25 protein-coding genes are annotated in these 22,555 nt (G+C 63.2%); 13 read left to right on the top strand and 12 right to left on the bottom strand.

Annotated elements, in window-relative coordinates; all coding sequences use genetic code 11:
- Window positions 1-51 precede the first annotated feature (51 nt).
- Window positions 52-600, bottom strand: a complete 549-nt coding sequence (locus A3A9_RS39060; RefSeq protein ID WP_051371003.1) for a hypothetical protein — start codon at window positions 598-600, stop codon at window positions 52-54.
- Between the two features lie 135 nt (window positions 601-735).
- Between A3A9_RS39060 and A3A9_RS0118155 the strand changes: the two genes are divergently transcribed.
- The 6 genes from A3A9_RS0118155 to A3A9_RS0118130 all read left to right on the top strand — a co-directional run bounded on the left by A3A9_RS0118155 (window position 736) and on the right by A3A9_RS0118130 (window position 4,982).
- Entirely contained in the window at window positions 736-1,398 is a 663-nt protein-coding gene (locus A3A9_RS0118155) for a response regulator (RefSeq protein WP_027060047.1), read from the top strand.
- Entirely contained in the window at window positions 1,395-2,798 is a 1,404-nt protein-coding gene (locus A3A9_RS0118150; RefSeq protein WP_063827782.1) for an ATP-binding protein, read from the top strand. Before A3A9_RS0118155 ends, A3A9_RS0118150 begins: the two co-directional genes overlap by 4 nt.
- A gap of 64 nt (window positions 2,799-2,862) precedes the next feature.
- A complete protein-coding gene (locus tag A3A9_RS0118145; RefSeq protein WP_027060045.1) occupies window positions 2,863-3,474 on the top strand; it encodes a rod-binding protein in 612 nt (203 codons plus the stop codon).
- A gap of 13 nt (window positions 3,475-3,487) precedes the next feature.
- Window positions 3,488-3,913, top strand: a complete 426-nt coding sequence (locus tag A3A9_RS0118140; protein WP_027030856.1) for a hypothetical protein — start codon at window positions 3,488-3,490, stop codon at window positions 3,911-3,913.
- Window positions 3,914-3,942: 29 nt separating this feature from the next.
- On the top strand, window positions 3,943-4,482 hold the full coding sequence (locus A3A9_RS0118135) for a hypothetical protein (protein WP_027060044.1): 540 nt from the start codon (window positions 3,943-3,945) through the stop codon (window positions 4,480-4,482).
- A gap of 215 nt (window positions 4,483-4,697) precedes the next feature.
- Entirely contained in the window at window positions 4,698-4,982 is a 285-nt protein-coding gene (locus A3A9_RS0118130; RefSeq protein WP_027060043.1) for an SCP2 sterol-binding domain-containing protein, read from the top strand.
- A 73-nt stretch (window positions 4,983-5,055) separates the two neighbouring features.
- Here the strand turns inward: A3A9_RS0118130 and A3A9_RS0118125 are convergent, their stop codons facing one another.
- The gene (locus A3A9_RS0118125) at window positions 5,056-5,625 is read right to left on the bottom strand and encodes a GNAT family N-acetyltransferase (protein WP_027060042.1); all 570 of its coding nucleotides are present in this window, start codon (window positions 5,623-5,625) and stop codon (window positions 5,056-5,058) included.
- Window positions 5,626-5,721: 96 nt separating this feature from the next.
- Entirely contained in the window at window positions 5,722-6,855 is a 1,134-nt protein-coding gene (odc2, locus tag A3A9_RS0118120) for an ornithine/lysine decarboxylase (RefSeq protein WP_027060041.1), read from the bottom strand.
- Between the two features lie 541 nt (window positions 6,856-7,396).
- Between odc2 and A3A9_RS0118115 the strand changes: the two genes are divergently transcribed.
- The 4 genes from A3A9_RS0118115 to A3A9_RS0118100 all read left to right on the top strand — a co-directional run bounded on the left by A3A9_RS0118115 (window position 7,397) and on the right by A3A9_RS0118100 (window position 11,471).
- Entirely contained in the window at window positions 7,397-8,590 is a 1,194-nt protein-coding gene (locus tag A3A9_RS0118115; RefSeq protein ID WP_027060040.1) for an amidase, read from the top strand.
- 3 nt (window positions 8,591-8,593) lie between these two features.
- Complete coding sequence (locus A3A9_RS0118110) at window positions 8,594-9,493, top strand: LysR family transcriptional regulator (RefSeq protein ID WP_027060039.1); 900 nt, start codon at window positions 8,594-8,596, stop codon at window positions 9,491-9,493.
- An 89-nt stretch (window positions 9,494-9,582) separates the two neighbouring features.
- Window positions 9,583-10,251, top strand: a complete 669-nt coding sequence (locus A3A9_RS0118105; RefSeq protein WP_027060038.1) for a DUF1007 family protein — start codon at window positions 9,583-9,585, stop codon at window positions 10,249-10,251.
- A complete protein-coding gene (locus tag A3A9_RS0118100; RefSeq protein ID WP_027060037.1) occupies window positions 10,248-11,471 on the top strand; it encodes a nickel/cobalt transporter in 1,224 nt (407 codons plus the stop codon). The genes A3A9_RS0118105 and A3A9_RS0118100 overlap by 4 nt, the downstream gene beginning before the upstream one ends.
- Before the next feature lie 41 nt (window positions 11,472-11,512).
- On the opposite strand, the gene denD is transcribed toward A3A9_RS0118100, so the two are convergent.
- From denD to A3A9_RS0118080, 4 genes are all read right to left on the bottom strand, one after another.
- Window positions 11,513-12,490, bottom strand: a complete 978-nt coding sequence (gene denD / locus A3A9_RS0118095) for a D-erythronate dehydrogenase (protein ID WP_027060036.1) — start codon at window positions 12,488-12,490, stop codon at window positions 11,513-11,515.
- Between the two features lie 12 nt (window positions 12,491-12,502).
- Complete coding sequence (locus A3A9_RS0118090) at window positions 12,503-12,715, bottom strand: hypothetical protein (RefSeq protein WP_027060035.1); 213 nt, start codon at window positions 12,713-12,715, stop codon at window positions 12,503-12,505.
- An 89-nt stretch (window positions 12,716-12,804) separates the two neighbouring features.
- Window positions 12,805-13,770 (bottom strand): cation diffusion facilitator family transporter, encoded by a 966-nt coding sequence (locus tag A3A9_RS0118085; protein ID WP_027060034.1) that lies wholly within the window; start codon window positions 13,768-13,770, stop codon window positions 12,805-12,807.
- Window positions 13,771-13,802: 32 nt separating this feature from the next.
- Complete coding sequence (locus tag A3A9_RS0118080; protein WP_027060033.1) at window positions 13,803-14,489, bottom strand: GNAT family N-acetyltransferase; 687 nt, start codon at window positions 14,487-14,489, stop codon at window positions 13,803-13,805.
- An 83-nt stretch (window positions 14,490-14,572) separates the two neighbouring features.
- Between A3A9_RS0118080 and A3A9_RS0118075 the strand changes: the two genes are divergently transcribed.
- Both A3A9_RS0118075 and A3A9_RS0118070 read left to right on the top strand, forming a co-directional pair.
- The gene (locus tag A3A9_RS0118075) at window positions 14,573-15,757 is read left to right on the top strand and encodes a pyridoxal phosphate-dependent aminotransferase (RefSeq protein WP_027060032.1); all 1,185 of its coding nucleotides are present in this window, start codon (window positions 14,573-14,575) and stop codon (window positions 15,755-15,757) included.
- A 152-nt stretch (window positions 15,758-15,909) separates the two neighbouring features.
- Window positions 15,910-16,284, top strand: coding sequence for a YciI family protein (locus A3A9_RS0118070; protein WP_027060031.1), 375 nt, complete (start codon window positions 15,910-15,912; stop codon window positions 16,282-16,284).
- A 33-nt stretch (window positions 16,285-16,317) separates the two neighbouring features.
- Here the strand turns inward: A3A9_RS0118070 and A3A9_RS0118065 are convergent, their stop codons facing one another.
- The 3 genes from A3A9_RS0118065 to A3A9_RS0118055 all read right to left on the bottom strand — a co-directional run bounded on the left by A3A9_RS0118065 (window position 16,318) and on the right by A3A9_RS0118055 (window position 19,155).
- Entirely contained in the window at window positions 16,318-17,073 is a 756-nt protein-coding gene (locus A3A9_RS0118065; RefSeq protein ID WP_027060030.1) for an SDR family oxidoreductase, read from the bottom strand.
- Between the two features lie 294 nt (window positions 17,074-17,367).
- Window positions 17,368-18,108 carry a tellurite resistance TerB family protein gene (locus tag A3A9_RS0118060; protein ID WP_027060029.1) on the bottom strand — a complete coding sequence of 247 codons (741 nt, stop codon included), beginning with the start codon at window positions 18,106-18,108 and terminating at the stop codon, window positions 17,368-17,370.
- Window positions 18,109-18,225: 117 nt separating this feature from the next.
- Complete coding sequence (locus A3A9_RS0118055; RefSeq protein ID WP_027060028.1) at window positions 18,226-19,155, bottom strand: rhodanese-related sulfurtransferase; 930 nt, start codon at window positions 19,153-19,155, stop codon at window positions 18,226-18,228.
- Between the two features lie 201 nt (window positions 19,156-19,356).
- On the opposite strand from A3A9_RS0118055, the gene A3A9_RS0118050 reads away from it, so the two are divergent.
- Window positions 19,357-19,995, top strand: coding sequence for a 2-dehydro-3-deoxy-phosphogluconate aldolase (locus A3A9_RS0118050; protein WP_027060027.1), 639 nt, complete (start codon window positions 19,357-19,359; stop codon window positions 19,993-19,995).
- 71 nt (window positions 19,996-20,066) lie between these two features.
- Here the strand turns inward: A3A9_RS0118050 and A3A9_RS0118045 are convergent, their stop codons facing one another.
- Entirely contained in the window at window positions 20,067-20,267 is a 201-nt protein-coding gene (locus A3A9_RS0118045; protein WP_027060026.1) for a hypothetical protein, read from the bottom strand.
- Window positions 20,268-20,439: 172 nt separating this feature from the next.
- Window positions 20,440-22,278, bottom strand: a complete 1,839-nt coding sequence (locus A3A9_RS0118040) for a DUF882 domain-containing protein (RefSeq protein WP_245279066.1) — start codon at window positions 22,276-22,278, stop codon at window positions 20,440-20,442.
- Window positions 22,279-22,555: the final 277 nt, after the last annotated feature.

The raw sequence follows: 22,555 nt of genomic DNA, 5'->3' as shown, positions 1-22,555 counted from the left end.
GCAGCCCCGGCTTCATCCGGAGCAGCCTTGTCGATCTGACCGTGATTGCGCTCAAGCCTTAGGTGGAGGCGGTGCGTCATCGCCCGGGCCGGGCCCACGCGCGTCCGGTCCGAAATCACGCCAGCCATGACGCGGGCCGTGCGGATGTGGCGGCCGTAGCTCATCGACGCGGCCGTCGCCATGGATCACCATCCCGGCATGAACGAAGCCGTCGTCGAAGCGGCCTTGCACCGTCACCTCCTCGTTTTGCGCCACAAGTGCTGCATTGCTACCTCCAGGCCCAACGTCGACCAGTGTTCGGCCTGTGCTGTCGGAAATGATGAACTTGTTGCCGAATATCTCGGCGACTTTGCCCTTTACCGCGACGAGGCTGTCATCGGCCATGGCGTTGATGGCGACGGGCGGGAGCAGTGCCTGACGTTCATCGTGGTGCGATACCTTCATGGCGACGGCACCCGCCACCGCGCCAACCAGCAGCATGCCCACCAGCGCCGAGCCGCCGATGATTCTAGCGCCGAGCCGGCGCTTGGACGGTCGGGTGGTTTCAACACCGCTGGTTTCCGTCGGGCTTGCGGGTCCAATATTGTCTTGGTTCGACATTCCTAAAAATCCTTTTGTGCGTTGTAGACACCGCATTTCTAGCCGAGCAGGTCGAACCGAAACTGAACCGAGCCGTTCAGGTTGAGTTAAGCTGGAGCGCCTATCCGGCACGCCAGAAGGGATACGGTCCAACACATGCGCATCCTGCTCATAGAAGACGACAAGACGCTTTCCGACGGTATCGCCAAGGCGCTCCGATCGGAGAACTTTGCTGTCGATGTGGCGCGTAACGGTGAAGACGGCATGCATCTTGGTGACACGGAAGCCTATGACGCGGCTGTGCTCGACCTTGGTCTGCCCAAAGTCGACGGAATCAGCGTGCTCACCTCATGGCGCAAGGCGAACCGGACGATGCCGGTCCTGATCCTCACCGCGCGCGATGGATGGTCGCAAAAGGTCGAGGGCTTCAAGGCCGGTGCCGACGACTACATGACCAAACCATTCCGGATCGAGGAACTTGTCATTCGGTTGCGAGCTCTTGTACGGCGCGCGGCAGGCCATGCAGCCCCGCAAATCAGCTGCGGCCCATTGAGCTTTGACGCGCAGCTCGGGACGTTTGAAAAGGACGGGCTGCCGCTCAAGCTCACGGCGCTGGAATGGCGTGTCCTGCAATGTCTCATCCTGCGCAAGGATACGACAATCGATCGGTCCAACCTTGTCGAACGTGTCTATGAAGGTGATGCCGACGTCGATTCGAACTCGATCGAAGTGATCATTGCCAGGCTTCGCCGAAAGATCGGGCATGACATGATCGCGACGGAGCGTGGCCGGGGCTATCGTCTGGTATCGGCGCCATGAACCCGCTTGGTCGCTTTCGGCGATTGGCACCGAAATCCATTGCGGCGCGGCTGGCGTTGGGATCCGCCGTCCTGGTTATGGCGGCTTTGATCGCCACGGGCATCAGCACAGGGATCGTTCTTTCGCGGTTCATCCGCGACCAGATCGACCAGCGCCTCGATACGCAAATCGGTGCCGTAACGAGTGCGCTGGAAAACAAGCCATCATTGCCCGATCTCCTGGCGCTGAACGATCCGCCGCCATTCGACCGGCCCGGTGCCGGCTGGTACTGGACGGCGACGGTCGATGGCCACACCTATCGTTCGGCTTCGCTTAATGGCGGCGATATCATCAATGGTGGTTCAGACCACTGGTGGGGTGGATGGCATGACGGGCCGCTGGACGCCAATGAGCGCCCTCGCCCGTTCAACGGGGTCGGCCCACGAGGCGAGCCGCTTTATCTGCGCGTTCAGGTCGTGCCGATGAACGGTACATGGATAACAATTACGGCTTCCGCACCCGCGCATGCGCTGGTTCGGCCACTTCGCGATGCGCTGGCACCCGTCATTTTGGCGATGCTGGCACTGGGGATGCTGCTCGCGGCTGCAAGCGTCTTGCAGATGCGACTGGGTCTTCGGCCCCTCAAGCGCGTGACGAAAGGCCTGGAGGATGTTCGCGCAGGCCGCGCCACCCACATCGAAGGCAATCAACCCAGGGAATTGAGTGGGTTGGTGAACGAGCTGAACTCACTGATCAAGCAAAACGCCGAAGGCATGAGGCGTGCCCGCGGTCACGTCTCGAACCTTGGCCACGCGCTTAACACGCCACTCGCGGCTTTATCGTTGTCTCTCGCCGGCAGCAGGAACGGACGCGATACCGAGCGTCTGAGGCTTGTTGGCGAGATGCAGGAGCGCATTCGACATCACCTTGGGCGAGCGCGCGCTGCGGCCCTGAATGGACCCGCCCACGTCAGCACCGCGATCAGGCCGCGCGTTCTGGACTTGAATATTGTTCTTTCAAAAATCAACGCTGAGCGCGGGTTGAGCGTGGCGGTCGATGTGCCCGAGACCCTTGCCGCCGCCTGCGAACCGCAGGATCTCGATGAGATGCTGGGCAACATACTGGACAATGCCTTCAAATGGGCTGCGAGCACGATCTCCATCAGAGGTCGCAATGACGGCACCCAGGTCTCGATAGAAGTCGCCGATGACGGACCTGGCATAAGCGTGGAGAAAATCGAGGACGTTCTGCAGGCCGGCAAGAAGCTCGACGAGACCGTCGTCGGTCACGGGTTTGGAATGTCGATCACCAGGGAACTCGCAGAGCTGTACGGCGGAGATCTCAATCTTGGCAAAGCTGCGCTAGGCGGACTGAAGGTCGTCGTTCGACTGCCAAGCCCGGTAGCAGCCAATGAGACATAGCCATGAACAGGCTACCGTCTCGAGCTTTCTCTCCCCCGCAAGCCTGCCACAAGCTTGTTGAGGCATGGTCTGGCCAAGGAACCCCGGCAAAAGGCGGACTTTCTTGGCGATTTCTCCACCCAGCGACATCGTTATGGATGTCGCCCAAGCTGCCGATCCTATGGATATAGAGGCTGCCCGCGCCGCGCTGACAAAGCGCGCGGGTGGTGCCGCCGGGACATTCTCGGTCGACACCGCGGCGTCCGTCGATGCCGGCTCGATCCTCTCGCGCGCCACGGCTGACAAAGCGGCGGCGACAGCCGATCCGGCCAAGAAATTCAAGAAGTTCGAGGCGATGGTCTTGCAGACCTTCATCCAGAACATGCTGCCTAAGGACACCGAGGGTGTCTATGGCACCGGGCTTGCCGGCGACATGTGGAAATCGCAGCTCGCCGAGCGCGTTGCCGACGTCATGGCCGAGCGCGGCGGCATCGGCATCGCCAAATCGATGCTCGCCGACCACTATATGGACGGTAAGCGCAAGGTGCCGATCGGTCCGATTTCAAACGGACCGGAAAAGACCGAGGTCGATCAGCAGACCCGTCTGTCCACCTCGCTCGTCCAGGAGCTGCAGCGCAAGGCCGCCAGGTCGATGACCGGCGACGAGACAACGATAAAAACAGACATCAAGATCTAAACTGGGAAACGCCATGGCCGACAATTCGGAATTCACACCCAACCTGCCGGCACGCACGACGGAATCGGAAACACCGATCCAGTTCGCGCGGCCGGGCAACCTCGCCGCCATCATCGGCCGCATCGAGGAGGTGGTCGAGGAAGAGACCGCCGGGATCCGCAACGACACCAGCTACGACCTCAAGGCGTCGAACGCCCGCAAGAGCCGCTATCTCTATGAATTGAACCGCGCCATGAAGGGCGGCGCCGAGGCCGAGTTCGTCGAGCAGCACCGCGAAGGCCTGACCCGGCTGCGCCAGAAGCTGGCGAAGAACGAGGCCGCCATCCTGGCGCATCTGAGCGCCGTCAACGAGGTCGCCAATCTGCTGCGCAGCGCCATCCAGCGCGCCGAGACCGACGGCACCTACTCCGCCGGCGAGTTCGGCCGGGCGCAAGGCTAGACGCAAATGATCTCACGCTCGATATCTCTGTGATCAAGGTCATCGCCATCGCGGTCTGGGTCTGCGCCGCCACGCTCGGCGCGGTCTTCTATTCGTTCCAGGCCGCCGGCGATCGCGGCGTTGGTGAGAAACCCAAACCGATGCTGGGCGGGCTCGATTACGTCAAGACCGACATCATTTCGGTGCCTCTGATCCGCGATTCCGGGATCAACGGCTACTTCCTGGCCAAGCTGGTCTACACCGTCGAGCCGGAGCAGATAAAGAAACTGTCGATCCCGGCCGAGGCGCTGATCACCGATCAGGTCTACACCTATCTTTATTCCAATCCCCAGATCGACTTCAGCAAGAAGGGCTCGATCGACCTCGATGCCTTTCGCGCCGCGATCCGCGACACCATCAATGCCCGCGTCGGCGCAACCCTTGTGCATGAGGTTCTGGTCGACCAGATCAATTTCCTGAGCAAGGACGAGATCCGCGACAACTGGCTGCGCCGCCGGCAGGATTCCAGCCCGAAGGCGCCCGAGAAGCCTGAGACGCCTGAGGCTGCAACGCCGGTCAGCGCGCATTGAACCAACCCGCACCCACCCGGCACCGGTGATCCCGCAGGTTGCCCCGGTGCGACGATAGGAACCAGCTTCCAGGATTCGCGTTGACGTAAACGTCAACCCAAAGCTATATGCGGCAGCGACCGTGATCGCCATGCGGCATGGACTTCGACAGGATCGGGGTGCCGTAGCGCGCCAGATATAATAAACCAGAAGATGCAACAAACCAGGAGAACAGCGTGAGCGTTCAGGAGATTGCCGAGAAGATCAAGTCGCGTGTGGCCAGCAGCGGGTTCGATCGTTCCGTGAAGTTCGACACCGGCAGCGACGGCGTCATCGTCATCGACGGCGCAAGCGTCTCGACATCAGACGCCCCCACCGACTGCACCATCAAGCTTTCGCTCGACGATCTCGATTCGCTGATCGCTGGCGACTTGAACCCGACCATGGCGTTCATGACCGGCAAGATAAAGGTCGAAGGCGACATGACGGTCGCCATGGCGCTCAGCCAGTTGATCGGCTGAGCAACCCGCCTAGATGTTACAAAAAACGCCGCCTTTTCGGGGCGGCGTTTTCATTTGAACGGCAATAGGGGTTTCAGGCGGCCAGCGTCCGCGCCTGTGTCTTCAGCTTGCGGCCTGAAGCCTTCAACGTGCCGTGCACGCCATCAAGCGCGCCGTCCGCCAGTTCCAGCGCCAGCAGGCGGTGGCGCTCATAAGGCCCCGGCATCGCCAGCGAACCAGTTTTGGCGGCCGAGAATCCGAAGCGTCCGTAATAGGGCGCATCGCCAACCAGCAGGATGGCCGCGTGACCGAGACGCGCGGCTTCCGCGATGGCATGGCGCATCAGCGCCGAGCCGATGCCGGCATTCTTGAGCGACGGATCGACTGCGAGAGGGCCAAGCAGCAGCGCTGCCGGACCGCCCTCGCCCAGCCTGACGTCCCACAGCCGCACCGTGCCGGCGACGCCGCCCGATGCGTCGCGCGCGACAAAGGCCAGGCCTTCCGAGGGCCGGCGGCCACGCCGCAACTTCTCCGACGATTTGGTCTTGCGCTTCGGCCCCATGGCACGATCGAGCAAGGCTTCGCGCGCCGCGACGTCGGCAACGGTTTCGGCGACCATTGTGAAGGCCGGCGCATGAGCTACGATTTCAACTGACATTTCCATTTCCGCGATCCTTCACGAGCGGAGCTTGTTCCACAGGCGAGCCCAAGCGGGCGACAGGCGCCCACCTGGGATGATCTGATCGGTTCTTTCGAACCGTCAGATCACGTAGGATCGGAGAGGCTCGAAGCCGTTGAACGCGACCGCCGAGTAGGTGGTCGTGTAGGCGCCGGTGCCTTCGATCAGCACCTCGTCGCCGATGGTCAGCGACAAGGGCAGCGGATATGGCGTCTTCTCGTACATCACGTCGGCCGAATCGCAGGTCGGGCCGGCGAGCACGCAAGGCGCGGTCTCGGTGCCGTCATGGCGGGTGACGAGGGGATAGCGGATCGCCTCGTCCATCGTCTCGGCCAGGCCGCCGAACTTGCCGATGTCGAGGAACACCCAGCGCACATTGTCGTTGGCGGCCTTCTTCGAGATCAGCACGACTTCCGACTTGATGACGCCGGCATTGCCGACCATGCCACGACCCGGCTCGATGATGGTTTCCGGAATGGCATTGCCGAAATGCTTGCGCAGCGCCGAGAAGATCGCCTGGCCATAGGCCTGGGCCGCCGGCACGTCACGCAGGTATCGCGTCGGGAAACCGCCGCCCATATTGACCATCTTCAAGACGATGCCTTCCTCGGCCAGCGTCGAAAACACCTTCTTGGCGTCGGCCAGCGCACGGTCCCAGGCGGTCAGGTCGGTCTGCTGCGAGCCGACATGGAACGACACGCCATAGGCGTCGAGGCCGAGGCCTTTGGCATGGCGCAGCACGTCGACAGCCATATCAGGCACGCAGCCGAACTTGCGCGACAGCGGCCATTCGGCACCTTCACCGTCGGTCAGCACGCGGCAGAACACACGCGCCCCGGGAGCGACGCGGGCGATCTTGTCGACCTCTTCGACGCAATCGACCGCGAACAGCCGGATGCCGAGCTGGTAGGCGCGTGCAATGTCACGCTCCTTCTTGATGGTGTTGCCGAAGGAGATGCGGTCCGCGGGCGCACCGGCGTCCATCGCCATCTCGACTTCGGCAACGGAAGCGGTGTCGAAGGACGAGCCCATCGCAGCAAGCAGGCGCAGGATTTCCGGCGCCGGGTTTGCTTTCACCGCATAGTAGATCTTGGAATCGGGCAGCGCCTTCTCGAAGGCGCGGAAATTGTCGCGCACGACATCGAGGTCGACGACGAGGCAGGGGCCGGACGGACGTCGGGTGGCGAGGAAGTCGAGGATGCGCTGTGTAGCCATCGGAATTCTCCAACACGCCTTTCGGCGCGCACAAGGGTGCGTACGCGGGCTGTCGGCCTCGCGAACACGCGGTCAAACAAAGGCGGGACGGAAATCCATGGAACCAGCCGGTGGAGACCCCGGAACCATGAAGCGCCGTCTCGCGGCGATGAACCTTGGCCTTGCCCGGCTTCGGTTCGCTTTGTCTGCCTTGGCTTGGATTGGGAGAACCCCGTTCCGCACTGCCGGCAATGAAGGTGTGCCTCTTTAGTAACCCCGGTCTTTGGACAACCGGAAGAGAACCAGAAAGGCCCGCACCGTCGTTGCTTCAAGGTGTCCTCGGGCTGGCGGTTGGCCGCTAGACCGACTGGAGGGGTTGGCTCCAGTTACCTTACCGATTTCCCTCACCATTCGAGGATCGGCGGACACCCACAGGCACGTGCGACTTTGGGCAAGCGCGATATATGGCTGGTTGCCGTCACAATCAATAAAAATCGTATCTCCGGTTGTAAAATTTCTGGCATCGAACAATGTAGGCACAACCGTATTCGGATATCGAACGATGACAGGCACGCACGGCCCCTTCAACGCCTTTCTCGATCTTCGCCAGATGCCGGTGGCACATGCCGAGCTCGGCCCGCTCGCCGGCCTGCGCCTCGCAGTCAAGGACATCTATGACGTTGCCGGCTACCGCACCGGTTGCGGCAATCCTGTGAAATTCGCCGAAAGCCATGCCGCCTCGCGCACCGCACCCGCCGTGCAGATGATTCTCGATGCCGGCGCGCGCTTTGTCGGCAAGACACAGACCGACGAGCTTGCCTTTGCGCTGTATGGCCAGAACGCGCATTTTCCGTTTCCGCTGAACCCGGCGGCACCAGACCGCGTCACCGGCGGCTCGTCTTCCGGATCTGCGGCGGCGGTCGCGGGCAGGCTGGCAGACATTGCTACCGGCTCCGACACGGGCGGCTCGATCCGCGCGCCGGCGAGCTTTTGCGGGCTGATTGGCCTGCGCACCACGCATGGCCGCATTTCGCTTGATGGAGCCATGAAGCTGGCGCCGAGCTTCGACACGTTCGGCTGGTTCGCCGACGACATCGAGACCTACGAGACCGTCGGCAAGCTGCTGCTTGGCCGCGACCCGCACCAGCACGCCCTCGACCGCCCCCTGTCGATCACCTGGCTGGACGAGATGGTCGCTCGCCCCGCCCTTGCCGAATATGCCGGGATGAAGGCGCTGGCAGGTAGGGTTTGCGGCGCACTGGCAACACCAACGACACGCTTCAGCTCTTCTCCTGATGAACTCTACTGGTGCTTTCGCCGGTTGCAGGCCAGGGAGGCCTGGGGCGTGCACGGCGAATGGATCACCAGCGGCGAGCGCGACCTTGGCCCCGGCGTCGAGGAGCGTTTCGGCTTTGGCCGTGCCGTCGATGACCGCACAGTGCAAGCCGAAAAGGTTCGTCGCCTGACCTTTCGCGGCGAACTGAGCGCCTTGCTCGGCAGGGACGGCGTCCTTGTCCTGCCGACGGTGCCGGGCCCAGCACCCTATCTCGACAGTACGCCGGAACAGTTCCAGGCCTATCGCGAGCGGGCCCTGCATCTTCTGTGCCTGGCCGGGCTCTCCGGTTTTCCACAGATCACCTTGCCCATCGGTTCGGTCGCCGGCGCACCGTTCGGCCTGTCGCTGCTTGGCCCTTCCGGCAGCGACATTGCCCTGATACGGCTCGGCCGAAGACTTCTCGACGCAGCAAAGGCCTGAACCATGGACACACTGACCCGCATGCGCGCCTTCATCGACGTCGTCGAGGCCGAGGGCTTTTCGGCGGCAGCGCGCAAGATCGGCCGCTCCAAGGCGTTGCTGTCAAAGTATGTGCGCGAACTGGAAGATGAGCTCGGCGCGCTGCTGCTCAACCGCACCACGCGCCAGTTCTCGATGACCGAGGCCGGCCACACCTATTACCGGCGCGCCTCGGAGATCGTGCGTGAGGTCGACAGCCTGGCCGATGCGGTGCGCGAATCCTCCGGCGACGTGCGCGGCCGGATCAAGCTGTCGGCGCCGCGCACCTTCGCCGACGCACCGATCGGCCAGTCGCTGATCGACTTCGCCAAGCAGCATCCCGACATCGTGCTCGACATCCAGCTCGACGACCGCTTCGTCGACCTAGTCGAGGAAGGTTTCGACCTCGCGGTGCGCATCTCGCGGCTGGAGAATTCGTCGCTGATCGCCAGGCGGCTGGCGCCATTCTCGATCAAGCTTTGCGCTTCTCCTGAACTGATCGCCAAGCACGGCATGCCGACACGGCCGCAGGACCTCGGCCACATGCCCTGTATCGTCGACACCAATGGCCGCGGGCTGAACAACTGGGCGTTCAAGGGCGACAACAACGATCAGCTGAGCGTCGCCGTGTCGGGTCCGATCGAGGTCAACAGCCCGATGGCGGCACGCGCTGCTTCCGTGGCGGGCCTTGGATTTTGCATCCTGCCGGATTTCATCGCGGCGCCCGATCTCAAGAGTGGTGCGCTGGTGACGGTGCTCGACGACCGCATCCTGTCCGGCGGCGGCATCTTCGCCGTCTACCCGCACCGCCGCTATCTGCCGGCCAAGGTCCGTGTTTTCGTCGACTTCCTGGTGCAATGGTTCAGGACGCGCGAGGTCGCTTGACCTGTTCCAGCCATGTCCCGGTCCCAATTTCGCCCCCTTTCTGGTTCCTCTCGATATCTCTCCGAGGCCCAAGGGAATCGCGACCGGGAATGCACCTGAAACGGCACGCAATCATGCTGGCTTCGGCCCTGGCGGCGGTTTTCGCCGCCACGGAACCTGCTTACGTGCATCCACACGTCTTCGCCGAGGCCCGCCTCGACGTGATCCTCTCCCCGGATCACCAAAGTGTGAAAGCGCTGCGCCATCTCTGGCGCTTCGACGACCTGTTTTCGAGTACGGTGATGATGGAGTTCGACAAGAACTCCGACCTGAAGCTTGACGACAAGGAGCTGAAGGATGTCGCCGACACCGTTCATGCCTCGCTGGCCGAGTTCAACTATTTCCAGCTCGTCACGCAAAACGGCAAGGACGTGACGATGACGCCTCCGCCGCATTTGATGGCCAATTTCGACAACGACCAGTTGATCATTCTGTTCGAATCCGAACCCAAGGTGCCGATCAAGCTGACCGGCACGATCGACATCGGCGTCTATGACCCGACCTTCTACACGGCGATCGACTTCACCGAGGATTCCAACATCACGGTCGAAGGCCTGCCATCGAATTGCACCAGCAAGGTCATCCGTCCGGACCCGGATGAGGCCATCAAGGAAAACCAGAAGACCCTGACGGATGCCTTCTTCAACGACCCGACGGGCACAGACATGAGCAAGATCTTTGCCACCAAGCTCGAACTGACCTGTCAGCCAGAAGGATGACCCCGGTGACGAAACCGTCCCTGCGTTTGGCACTCGGCCTGTTGGCCCTCACCTTTGCCGCGATGCATTTCGCCAACGCCGCGCACGCCCAATCCTCGCTCGGCATCGGCGTCAATGACGGCATGGCGCCAACCACCGGTCCGTTCGCCCACATCCTGATGTGGATCAACCTGCGGCAGCAGGAATTCTACCGCGCCCTTGCCGGCGCCATGAAGGCGATGCGCCAGGATGGCGGCAAGATCTGGATCCTCATCGGCCTGTCCTTCGCTTACGGCATTTTCCATGCCGCCGGCCCCGGCCACGGCAAGGCGGTGATCTCGTCCTACATGGTCGCCAATGAAGTGGCGCTGCGGCGCGGCATCCTGTTGTCCTTCGTCTCGGCCCTGCTGCAGGGCCTGACGGCGATCGTTGTCATGCTGCTCGCCTATTTCGTCCTGCGCGGCACCACCATCTCGATGACCGACGCGGCCTGGTTCATGGAGATCATGAGCTTTGCCCTCGTCACGCTGTTCGGCGCCTGGCTCTTATGGCGCAAACTCGGCCCGTCCGTTCTGCGCCTGTTTGGCAGGGCTCCCGCCTACAGCCTGTCGGCGGCCCATGCCGGTCATTCTCATGCGGGTCATTCCCACGCTGGCCATTCGCACGCAGCCCACAACCATTCGGCGCATGCCCATTCGCATGCGCTGCAGGTTCATGACGACCATGTGCATGACCATTCGCACGATCATCACGACCATGGCGCACATGATCACCACCACGATCATGCTGCACATGATCATGCCCCCCATGATCACGGCGCACATGACCATGCGCATCACGATCATGCAGATGGCGAGGTCTGCGAAACCTGCGGCCATTCGCATGCGCCGGATCCGGCGCTGCTGTCGGGCGATCGCTTCGACTGGCGCACCGCCTGGTCGGCGGTCGCAGCCGTCGGCATCCGCCCCTGCTCCGGCGCGTTGATCGTGCTCAGCTTCGCGCTGCTCAACGGGCTCTGGCTCGGCGGCCTGCTGTCGGTGCTGGCGATGTCGCTGGGCACCGCCATCACCGTCTCGGCGCTGGCAACGCTTGCCGTAACAGCCAAGAACTGGGCCGTGTATTTCGCCGGCGACGGCCGCATGGGCAATCGCATCCACTCGATCGTCGAGATCGGCGGCGCCGCCTTCGTCTTCCTGTTCGGATTGTTGCTGCTGTCGGCGAGCCTGACGGGCAGCGTCTAGGCCTGGCCCATCCCGATCAAACGGGTGGGCTCCACAGACCTCTAACTGGGAATCTTGCCACCCAGCTCATCCTCGATATGCGCGCGGATGATCTCGTCAAAGCTTTTCTCGGCGCTGAAGCCAAGATCCCTTGACCGTCGCGCTTCGAACCGGGTCGGCCAGCCTTTGACGATTGCCCAGATCGTCTCGTCCGGCTCCTCGCGGATCAGGCTTACCGCATTCGGCCCGGCAATGCGCTCCAGCGCCTCGATCTGCTCGCCGACGGTGACGGCGACACCCGGCATAGTCAGATTGCGGCGCGGCCCGACGGCGGCGCCGTCGATCCCGGCTGCATGGATCAGAAAATTCACCGCCGAGCGCGGGCTGGCATGGGTGTGCACGACCGAGCGCGACACCGGCAGGATCGCCTCATGGCCGCTCAACGGTTCGCGGATGATGCCGGAGAAGAAGCCGGAGGCCGCCTTGTTTGGCTTGCCGGGCCGCACGCAGATCGTCGGCAGCCGGATGCCGATGCCGTCGAAGAAGCCGCGCCTGGAATAGTCGGCCAGCAGCGCCTCGCTCATCTGCTTCTGCGTGCCATAGGAGGTCAGCGGTGTCGGATGGAATTCATCCGGGATGACATCCGGGAACGGCGCGCCGAACACCGCGATCGACGAGGTGAAGACCACGCGCGGCGCAAAGCCGGCCAGCCTTATGGCATCGAACAGGGCGCGCGTGCTGTCGAGATTGACGCGGTAGCCGAGATCGAAATTCGCTTCCGCCTCGCCCGACACGATGCCGGCGAGATGGAAGACGACATCGGGGCGTGACGCGACCAGGCTTTCAGCCGCATTTGCCTCGGCGAGGTCGCCGGTGTGAATGCTGACGCTGACGCCGTCCATGGCCGGCGCCTGCGGCGGCACGATGTCATGCAAATCGAGCGCGGTGATCTTCGCCCCACGCAGCGTGCCGTCCTTGGCCAGCCGGGCGATGAGTTTGCGGCCGACCATGCCTGCGGCGCCAGTGATCAGAATGCGCATGTCAGATATTCCTTACTTGCCCTGATTTTTGCGCTGGGTGCGCGCGCGCAGCCAGAACACGAGGAAAAACGCCAGCACGAAGACAATGCCGAAGATACCCGCCAGCACGGTCGAAAAACTGCCGAGTGCCAGCATCACGGTCGGCAGGTAGAATGCGGCAATGCCGAACAGCAGCATGATCCAGACCGCCGCGATGGCCGCATTGCGCGTCTCGCGGTCCATCATGCCGCACCGGGGCGGCGGTCGTTCATCGGGTTGGGTTTCAAAGCTGGAGAACTCCTGAGGCAGGTCCGATCAATGGTCATCGATCGGGCCTAATGATGGTGGCCGTGATGCGCAGCCGCATCATGCTCATGCTCATGGTCGTCGCCGTCATCGGCGCATTGGTCGAATTCCGGTTCCACGGTGGCATGGCTGATGCCGTGCTCGCTGGCAAGCCGCTTCTTGATGGCGCTGACTGCCTGATGCGCATCGACGCCCTCGTCGAGGCAGGCATGCAGCGTCGCCATGTTGCTTGAGCCGTCAATCGACCAGACATGCATGTGGTGTATCTCGCGCACGCCAGTAACCGTCGTTTCCAGGTCCTTGGCGACCAGGTCGCGGTCGAGGCTTGGCGGCACGCCCTCGAGCAGGACATGGGCCGCGGCGCGCATCAGCGACCAGGCCGTCGACAGGATCAGCAGCGAGACCAGCACCGACAGGATCGGGTCGATTGGCGTCCAGCCGGTGGCAAGGATCACCAGTGCGGCCACGATTGCCGCCGCCGAGCCAAGCAGGTCGCCAAGCACATGCAGGATGGCGCCGCGCATGTTCAGGCTTTCGTGGTCGCCGCCATGCAGCACCAGGAACGAGCCGATATTGACCAGCAGGCCGAGGATCGCCACCACCAGCATCGGTCCGCCCAGCACCGGCGCCGGCGCTTCAAGACGTCCCCAGGCTTCATAGACGATCCACAGCGCGATGATGAAGATCGCAACGCCGTTGGTATAGGCCACCAAGGTCTTGACCCGGCCAAAGCCATAGGTGAGGCGGCCGGTCGCCGGCCGTCCCGCAAGATGGAAAGCATACCAGGCAAGGCCGAGCGCGATCGCGTCGGCAAGCATGTGACCGGCATCGGCCAGCAGCGCCAGCGACCCGGTGAAGAGACCGCCAAGCGCCTCCGCCACCATGAAGCCCGCCGTCAGGCAGGCCGCGATCAGCACGCGCTTCTTGTCGGTCGAGCCATGCACATGGCCGGCGCCATCATGGTCATGCGCGCTATGATCGTGGGTGTCGGCCAATGGCAACTCCTGTTATGCGCCTCAAGCCGGACTTAAGCGCCGAATTCCGCGCGACAATCCTCGAGCCGTCGCTTCTGCTGGCCGGCACCGTCGAAATTGGCCGGATCGAGCCACGCCTCATAGGCCTTGCGCAGAGCCGGCCATTCCTTGTCAATGATCGAATACCATGCGGTGTCGCGGTTTTCACCCTTGACGATGAGGTGCTGGCGGAAAATGCCCTCGGACTTGAAACCGAAGCGTTCCGCCGCCCGCTTCGACGGCTCGTTACGGTTGTTGCACTTCCATTCGTAGCGACGGTAGCCGAGCTCATCGAAGATGTATCTCATGAACAGGAACTGCGCTTCCGTCGCCGCCGGCTTGCGCGAGATCAGCGGCCCCCAATAGATGTTGCCGATCTCGATGACGCCGTAGGCGGGGTCGATGCGCATCAGCGTCTGGCGTCCGGCGACCTTGCCGCTTGCCTTGTCGATGGTGGCGAAGAACAGCGGATCCTCGCTGGCCTCGACCTTGTCCAGCCATGGCTGGAAGGCTGCACGGGTTTCCGGCGGATAGTCTGGCAGCCAGGCGAAGCGGCCGTCGACATCGGACACTGAAGACGCTTCATAGAGGCCATCGCCGTGCTTTGTGGCGCTCAGCGGTTCAAGCCGGACATATCGGCCGTCGATCGCCTTGCGCTCGGGTCGCGGACGCGGTTGCCAATCCTTGAGATTTTCGGACACCAAAAACTCCAATCCGTTTGACTTTTGCGGGCCGAAGCTCACAAAAACATGACCCAACAGTAAGAACCACACGGACGGGAAAAATGCTCCACACGATTTCGGCCTTCGATCGTCTCGGCGAGGAAAATGCGTTCGCGGTGCTGGCGCGGGCGACCGCATTGGCGAGCCAAGGCCGCGACATCGTCAATCTCGGCATCGGCCAGCCCGACTTCAAAACGCCTCAACACATCGTGGAAGCCGCGATCAAGGCGCTGCGTGACGGCCATCACGGCTACACGCCGGCCAACGGCCTTCTGGCGACGCGCGAGGCGGTGGTGCGCCGCACGCTGACGACCACCGGCGTCGAAGTCTCACCCGAGACCGTGATGATCCTGCCCGGTGGCAAGCCGACCATGTTTGCCGCCATCCTGATGTTCGGCGAACCCGGCGCCGAGATCCTCTATCCGGATCCCGGCTTTCCCATCTACCGCTCGATGATCGAATTCACCGGTGCGGCGCCCATCCCAGTGCCGATGCGCGAGGAAAACGGCTTTGCCTTCTCTGCCGAGGAAACACTGGCGCTGATCACCTCCAAGACCAGGCTGCTGATCCTCAACTCGCCAGCCAATCCGACCGGCGGCGTGACGCCGCGCGCCGAGATCGAAAAGCTGGTCAAGGGGCTGGAGAAGCACCCTGATGTCGCCATCCTCTCCGACGAGATCTATGACGTCATGACCTATGACGGCGAGACGCATTGCTCGCTGCTCGCCTACCCTGAAATCCGCGACCGGCTGATCGTGCTCAACGGCTGGTCGAAGACCTGGGCGATGACCGGCTGGCGCATGGGCTGGTCGATCTGGCCGAATGGTGACAAGGGCGCCCATCTCTACGACAAGGTGCGCAAGCTGGCGGTCAATTGCTGGTCCTGCGTCAACGCGCCGAGCCAGTTCGCCGGCATCGCCGCCATCGACGGCCCGCAGGACGACGTCGACACAATGATGCGCGCCTTCGACCGCCGCCGGAAGATCGTCGTCGAAGGATTGAACGCTCTGCCCAACATTTCCTGCATCACGCCCAAGGGCGCATTCTACGCCTTCCCCAATGTCTCGAAGACCGGCTGGAAGGCAAAGAAGCTTGCCTCCGCTTTGCTCGACGAGGCCGGCGTGGCGCTGATCGGCGGCCCCGATTTCGGCATTCTCGGCGAAGGCTATATCAGGCTCTCCTACGCCAACTCCGAAGAGAACATTTTGCGAGCGCTGGAGCGGATCGGGGCGTTCCTGGCCAAGTGAGGCTCGGAACGGTCCGGCCATCTCTTTCCTGATGGTCGCGGCTGGCGGCAATAATGGTGTCATGAGCCGTCCGGAGGACGCATGGCCCGGGCTGGGCGTGCACGTCGGGAACGGCTACGCTTCCTGGATCAGGATCGAAGCAGGTGCCTTAGATGTTCTATGCAATCCTTGCCTATCACGTGGAAGATGCGATCAAGGCGCTGACCCCGCGGGAAGACGCGGCACTGATGGCCGAGTTGCTGAAGATCAACATCCGGCTTCATGAGGAAGGCGCGCTTGGACCGTCCGCGCGTCTGGGGGCGACACAGGATGCCTTCACGCTGCGCGGCCCGGGCGATGGCACGATCATCGACGGGCCCTTCGCCGAGACCAAGGAGCAGTTGCTCGGCCTCTATGTTGTCGACTGCGCCACGAGAGACGAGGCAATCACGATCGCCCGCGACCTTCGCCGCGTCAATCCTACCGCCGTCTACGAGATCAGGCCTATTCTGCTCTTCAAGCCCGGCGTGCCGCTGACAGGCAAATGAGCCGTCGACGAAAGCCCTGCCGGTCCCGGCCGCTCACCCACGCCCGACAAACGGCATCTTGGTCGCCATCACGGTCATGAACAGCACGTTGGCATCGAGCGGCAGGCTGGCCATGTGGACGACGGCATCGGCAACGCGCTGGACGTCCATCACCGCTTCAGCTGATATCGAGCCGTTGGCCTGCGGCACGCCGACGGTCATCGGCTGCGCCATGTCGGTCAGCGCGTTGCCAATATCGATCTGGCCGCAGGCGATATCATAGGGGCGGCCGTCGAGCGCCAGCGTCTTGGTCAGCCCCGTAATGGCATGCTTGGTCGCCGTATAGGGCACCGAGCCGGGGCGCGGCGCATAGGCCGACACCGAGCCGTTGTTGATGATGCGGCCACCCATCGGCCGCTGCTTGCGCATGGCGCCGAAGGCGGCACGCGCACACAGGAACGAACCGGTAAGATTGACGCCGACAATATCGTTCCAGACCTCGACCGGGATCTCGTCGATCGGCGTCGACTTGTAGCCCATGCCGGCATTGTTGAAGAGCAGGTCGACGCGGCCGAAAGCCTCCGTCACCGCCTTGAACAGATGATCGACCTCACCGGCCTTGCTGATGTCGCAGGCAACCGCCAATGCCCTGGCTTCGGTCGGTCCGGCCTCGGCGATCGCCGCATCCAGCACCGGCTTGCGGCGGCCGCAGAACACTGTGTTCCAGCCGGCCTTGAGCAGCGCCGTGGCAACACTCTTGCCGATGCCCGTGCCGGCGCCGGTGACGATGGCCGTTTTCTGATCTGTCATGATTGTCCTCCGGCAGCGCCGCGCGCCTGACTTATTTCTCGGGATTTGGCTCAGGAAGAAGGCATCGCAAATGACGGTAGCGATGGCAAGCGGCCGGCCGGGGCGCGATCTCGAAAAGCCAGATCGGTTTTTCGGAAGCTCTGACAGGGGGTCGACAAAAAGGGCGGTCATTGGCGACCGCCCTGATCTGAACCGGGCTTGGGAGGAGGAAAGCCGATCCGACTGTGTAGAATCATGCGCTTCCTGAGTTAACGAAAGGTTAACGCCGGGAGTACTGGCTGTCCCGATCTGAGGCTACCAGCGCGGATTGGGCGAAGTACCCGTCGTTGTTGCCGGCACCTTGGCCGCCGAAACCGTCGCCTCGACATGGTCGACCAGCGCGTCCGGCAGGCCAAGCCGGCCGGCGAGCAGGTCGAGATAGCCGCGCTCGGCGCGCGTGTCGGGATCGATGGTAAGGCGCGATGCCGTATAGAGTTCGAGCTTCTGCGCGTCGGTGTGGGCACCCGCCACCAGCGTGTCGAGGTCGAGCGGGCTTTCCAGCTCTGCCATCAGGAATTTCTCGGCATCGAACCCGATCCCCGACAGGCTGAGCTTGCCGGCAATCTTCTTGCGTTCCTCGTCGTCGACATGGCCGTCAGCCTTGGCCGCCGAGATCATCGCCCGCACCAGCGTCAGTGTGAACTCATCCTCGCCCTGCGGGGCCTGCGACGGGTGGAAGGCGGTGTCCTTGGGCGGCGGCAGCAATTCCGGTTCGCCGGCGGCGGACGCCTGCTCCGGCGCGTTGCCGGCCTTGTAGTTCTGGTAGGCCTTGTAGGCGAGGCCGCCGATCGCGGCCAACCCACCAAGCTTCACCGCGGCACCGGTCACTTCGCGGCCAGCACCTGTTCCAAGCAGCACTGCCGCCAGGGCACCGGCGGCCAGCGGATTGTCCTTGGCCATCTGCACGGCCTGGCCCGCCTTGTCGCGGACAGTGCCGCTGGTGCCGGGAATTTGCGAGCCGAGCAGATCGTCGAGAAGCTTCTTGGGATCGAACATTCAGTGCCTCCAGCATGTGCCCGGCCGAACGGGCAGGTTTCGAACGCCGAAGACGTAGGTCCCAAAACTTGACATTGCAATGACAGGCGCCGCTTTGCCGCGCGCCTTAGCCCTCGATCAGGATCCGATATGCGGCCCCTTGCCCCGGGCTTGCGCAAGTTCAACCTGCCGCTGGCGCTCGGCATAGCGCTGGCGGTCCTCGTCGGTACGGGCGTCAAAACAATGCGGGCAAGAGATGCCGGCGGCAAATTTGGGCGATATCAGATCGCTTGCCGTCAGCGGATGGCGGCAGGCTCGGCAGAGCTCCGCATCGCCCTCGGCGAGGCCGTGCGACACCGAGACCCGCTCGTCGAAGACGAAGCACTCGCCTTGCCACAGGCTCTGCTCGGCCGGCACCTCTTCGAGATATTTGAGGATGCCGCCCTTGAGGTGGAATACGTCCTCGAAGCCGAGCGATTTTACGTAGGCCGTCGCCTTCTCGCAGCGAATGCCGCCGGTGCAGAACATCGCCACCTTGCGGCCTTCGAGCTCCGTCCGATGCGCTTCCACCCAGGCCGGGAATTCGCGAAAGCTTGCGGTCGCCGGATCGACCGCGCCCTTGAAAGTGCCGATCGAAACCTCGTAGGCGTTGCGCGTGTCGATGACGATCGTGTCGGGCTGCGAAATCAGCGCGTTCCAGTCGGCGGGCACGACATAGGTGCCGGCGCTCGTCGCCGGATCGATGTCCTCGACGCCCATGGTGACGATCTCGCGCTTCAGCCGCACCTTCATGCGGTGGAACGGCATGTCCGCGGCACCGCTGAACTTGACCTCGAGGCCCTCCAATCCGTCGATGGCTTCGATATAGGCGATCAGCTCGGCGATTGCGGCCTCGCTGCCGGCGACCGTGCCGTTGATGCCCTCATGCGCCAGCAGCAGCGTGCCCTTGATGCCGCGTCCGCAACAGAAGGCAGCGAGCGGCGCGCGCAGTTCGTCAAAGGCATCGAGCCGGGCAAACCGGTAGAGCGCGGCGACGCGGACGGGCTGGGATGGAGCGGACGGTGTCATTGCCAGAGCAACTAGACGCTCGTAAAAGCCGATTCAAGGCAAAACGGGTTTGGCAGCCTGTCATGGCCCTGTCGGAGAAGAGCCGGTAAACTGTCCGACGGCGCGTGACATCGCGACGCGACCGGTTTCGTGGACAGGCAAACACGCGTCTGCTAATCGGTTGAAATCGCCTTCGATATGGCTCGACACGGAGAGAGACAGATGCCCAGCAAGACCGAAAAACTCCTGTCGCTTCTCAACGGCCAGCCGGTCATCCCGGTGCTGAAGATCTCTGATGTCGCCAACGCCGTGCCGCTGGCCCGCGCCCTGGCGCGTGGTGGCCTGCCGGCGATCGAGATCACGCTGAGGACCGCCGACGCGCTGGAAGCGATCCGGCGCGTGGCGGCCGAAGTCGAGGAAGCCATCATCGGCGCGGGCACCATTCTGGACAGCAAGCAGTTCGACGAGGCAGCCAGCGCCGGTTCGCGCTTCATCGTCAGCCCCGGCATCACGCGCGAGCTTCTGGCGGCAGCCGCCGACAGCGAGGTTCCGCTGCTGCCCGGCGCCATCACGCCCGGCGAGATCATGGCCGCGCGCGAGGCCGGCCTGCGCTTCCTGAAATTCTTCCCGGCCGAGCAGTCCGGCGGCATCGCTTCGCTGAAGGCTTTCGCCTCACCGCTCGCCGACGTGAAATTCTGCCCGACCGGCGGCATCACCGGCAAGAACGCCGCCGATTACCTCAGCCTGTCCAACGTCATCTGCGTCGGCGGCTCCTGGGTGGCGCCCGATGACCTCGTCAAGGCCGGCAAATGGGATGAGATCGAAGCCCTCGCACGCGCTGCCAGCCAGCTTAAGAAATAGCGTTGCCACGCGCACACAAAAAACCCGGCCAGCTTCCGCCGACCGGGTTTTTCAAAATCGACTTTGACTGATCAGTTGCAGACCTTGACCTCTTTGGTCACCTTGTGATGGTGCTTCCAGGTCGTGACCACCCTGGTGTGGCAGTGCTTCCTCATCATGTGCATATGCATATGATTGTCGGTCTTGACGACAACGGTCTCTGCCTGTGAGGGCGCAATGGCCGCCGAAGCGGTTGCCAGCGCAATGACCGATGCCAATAGAGTGTTCTTCATGGATATCCCCGGGGTTTGAAGGTACGGGGGAGAAACTCTTGCAGCAGCAACGAGTTCCACGATCACAGCAATGTCAGGCCGGCGTGATCGGCGCAGAGTCCACCCTTGGCCAGGACAGCAAAAAGCCGCACAGGTCGCCCAGCGCGGCTTCAGCAATCTTCTGGTCTGTTCGTTACTTCGTCTGGAAGCGAGCGACCGACATGAACTTGACGGCGTTGCCGGTGAAGCGGTTGGCGTCAGCCATCTGGTTGCCCGGCTGGAAGCCGGCCGTGTAAACCTCGCTCGGAGCGGTATGCACGATGTTATAGGCATAGCCCGGCGCCGTTGTAGGGCTCGCGACGGTGGCAACAGCCTCGCCGCTGGTCAGCGCCCAGCGGGCGGCCTGAGGTGCCGCAGCGACCACCACGGCCCTCGGGCCGGGTTTCTGGTCGCGCGCGGTGGCCCTGGCTTCCTTGCGGGTCGTCTTCACGCCGGCGCCGATCGCGGCGGCCGGATCGGAACCGGCCGGACGAGCGGCGACGGCCTGGCGCGGCGTCGCAACATCGACATAGGACGGATCGTTGAAGGCCGAGCGCGGTTCTTCGGCTAGGGAGGCAACCTGATATTCGTCGGCGTTGCCGACCTGGGTCCCGACTTGGGCCCCAACCTGAGCATTGGCCTCGTCGAGCACCGCCTTGACGGCGTCCGGCTTAGCCGGCTCCGGCCGTGCCGAAGGCAGCACCGCGAACGCATCGGTGGCGGTCTTGCCCTGTTCGGCCGTCTCCGCCAGCGCCATCAGCACATCCTTGCTGGGCGGCGGTGCAAGCTCGGCCGGCAGCGTCGGACGCCATGTCGGCAAGGGAATGTTGTTGACGGCGACCTGCGCCGGATCGGCGGCGGCGGTTGCAGCCGCTGTTACCGCGACGGGGTCAGCCTTGCCGAAAGGCATGTTCGCCGGCGCCTGCGCGATCGCAACGGCCCGTTCGGTCGTGGCCGTCGCATCCGCCGTGGCGAACGGAACATTCTCAGGCTGTTGCGCGCCGACGTCAGCCTTCGGCCGCGGCGCGAAATCGGGCAGCGGAATCTCCTTGGCAGGCAGCGCCGCGATGATCGTCTCCGGTGTATCCTTCTCAGGCTCGGGAGCCTGATCTTCGGCGACCTGCGGAATTTCGGCACGCTGCGCATTCTCGGGCGCGACTATGGCGATGCCCGGCAGGTTGCTGCTCTTGGCCGTCGCTGCCGGCTTCAGGCTCTTGGCCCTGGGCGCGGGGGCTGCGGAAGCGGTCTCGACGTCGGCGCTGTCATCGGCCTCGTCGTCGCCACCGCCACCAAAGAAGGCGGAGAGGAACCCGCCCGACTTCTTGCTGCCGCCGCCGATACTAGCCATCTCGACATTCGGCGTGCCCGAACCCTTGCGCGCCTTGTAGGAAGCCATTGCCTGCTCATAGCCGGGCAGCGGCCGGCCGTCGCTCGGCACATGCAGCGTCTTGCCATTGGGGAACAGGCTGACCAGTTCCTGGCGGCTGATGCCGGGCCAGTGGCGCACATTGCCGACATCCATATGAACGAATGGCGAACCCGAGGTCGGGTAGTAGCCGACGCCACCACCCTGCATCTTGAGGCCGATGTTGCGCAGCTTCTTCAGCGGCACGCCGGGAATGTAGAAATCCATCGCCTTGCCGAGCATGTGCTGGCTCTTCTCGGCGACACCCCGGCCGCGGCTGCGCAGCATAGAATTGGTCGACGGCGAGCGGTAGCCGCATACGACCTGGATATAGTCGGTGGCGCCGCTTTCCCGATACGCTTCCCAGACCAGGTCCAGCAGGCGCGGGTCCATCTTGGTCGGCTCGTTGCGGCGCCAGTCGCGCAGGATGATGTTGATCTTGCGCAGGCCCTCGGGATCGTAGCGGCCATTGCGCTTGTAGACGATCTCGGCCTTCTCATGCGTATGGAGGTGGTAGAGCTTCAGCGAACGAACTTCGGCCTGGGCGCCGGTGGCGGCCGCGGCAACAAAACCAAAAGCGACAATCAACGCTGCCAGCCATCTCGGCCAGACGCTCAAGTGATCGTGACGCCCGTTTTTGAATCGTTCGATTCTGTTCAAATCAAAAGGCCTTGCAGGCTGCCGTTTGTCCCCGGATTTGCCCAAACGGATGTGTGGTTTTCACATCCGAATATCGATCCTAATGGTTAATCATCGCTTATTGAAGCCGAAATGCGGTAACACCGTGGCGATATCCCGTCAAAAATTGTTCACAAGGTTTCTTGGTAAACCGCTGGTTTAGATCAGGATTCCGGCTTTGACCGAA

This window comes from Mesorhizobium loti CJ3sym (assembly GCF_000472785.1).
Lineage (GTDB): Bacteria > Pseudomonadota > Alphaproteobacteria > Rhizobiales > Rhizobiaceae > Mesorhizobium > Mesorhizobium loti_E.
This window is presented reverse-complemented; position numbering and strand designations above follow the sequence as displayed.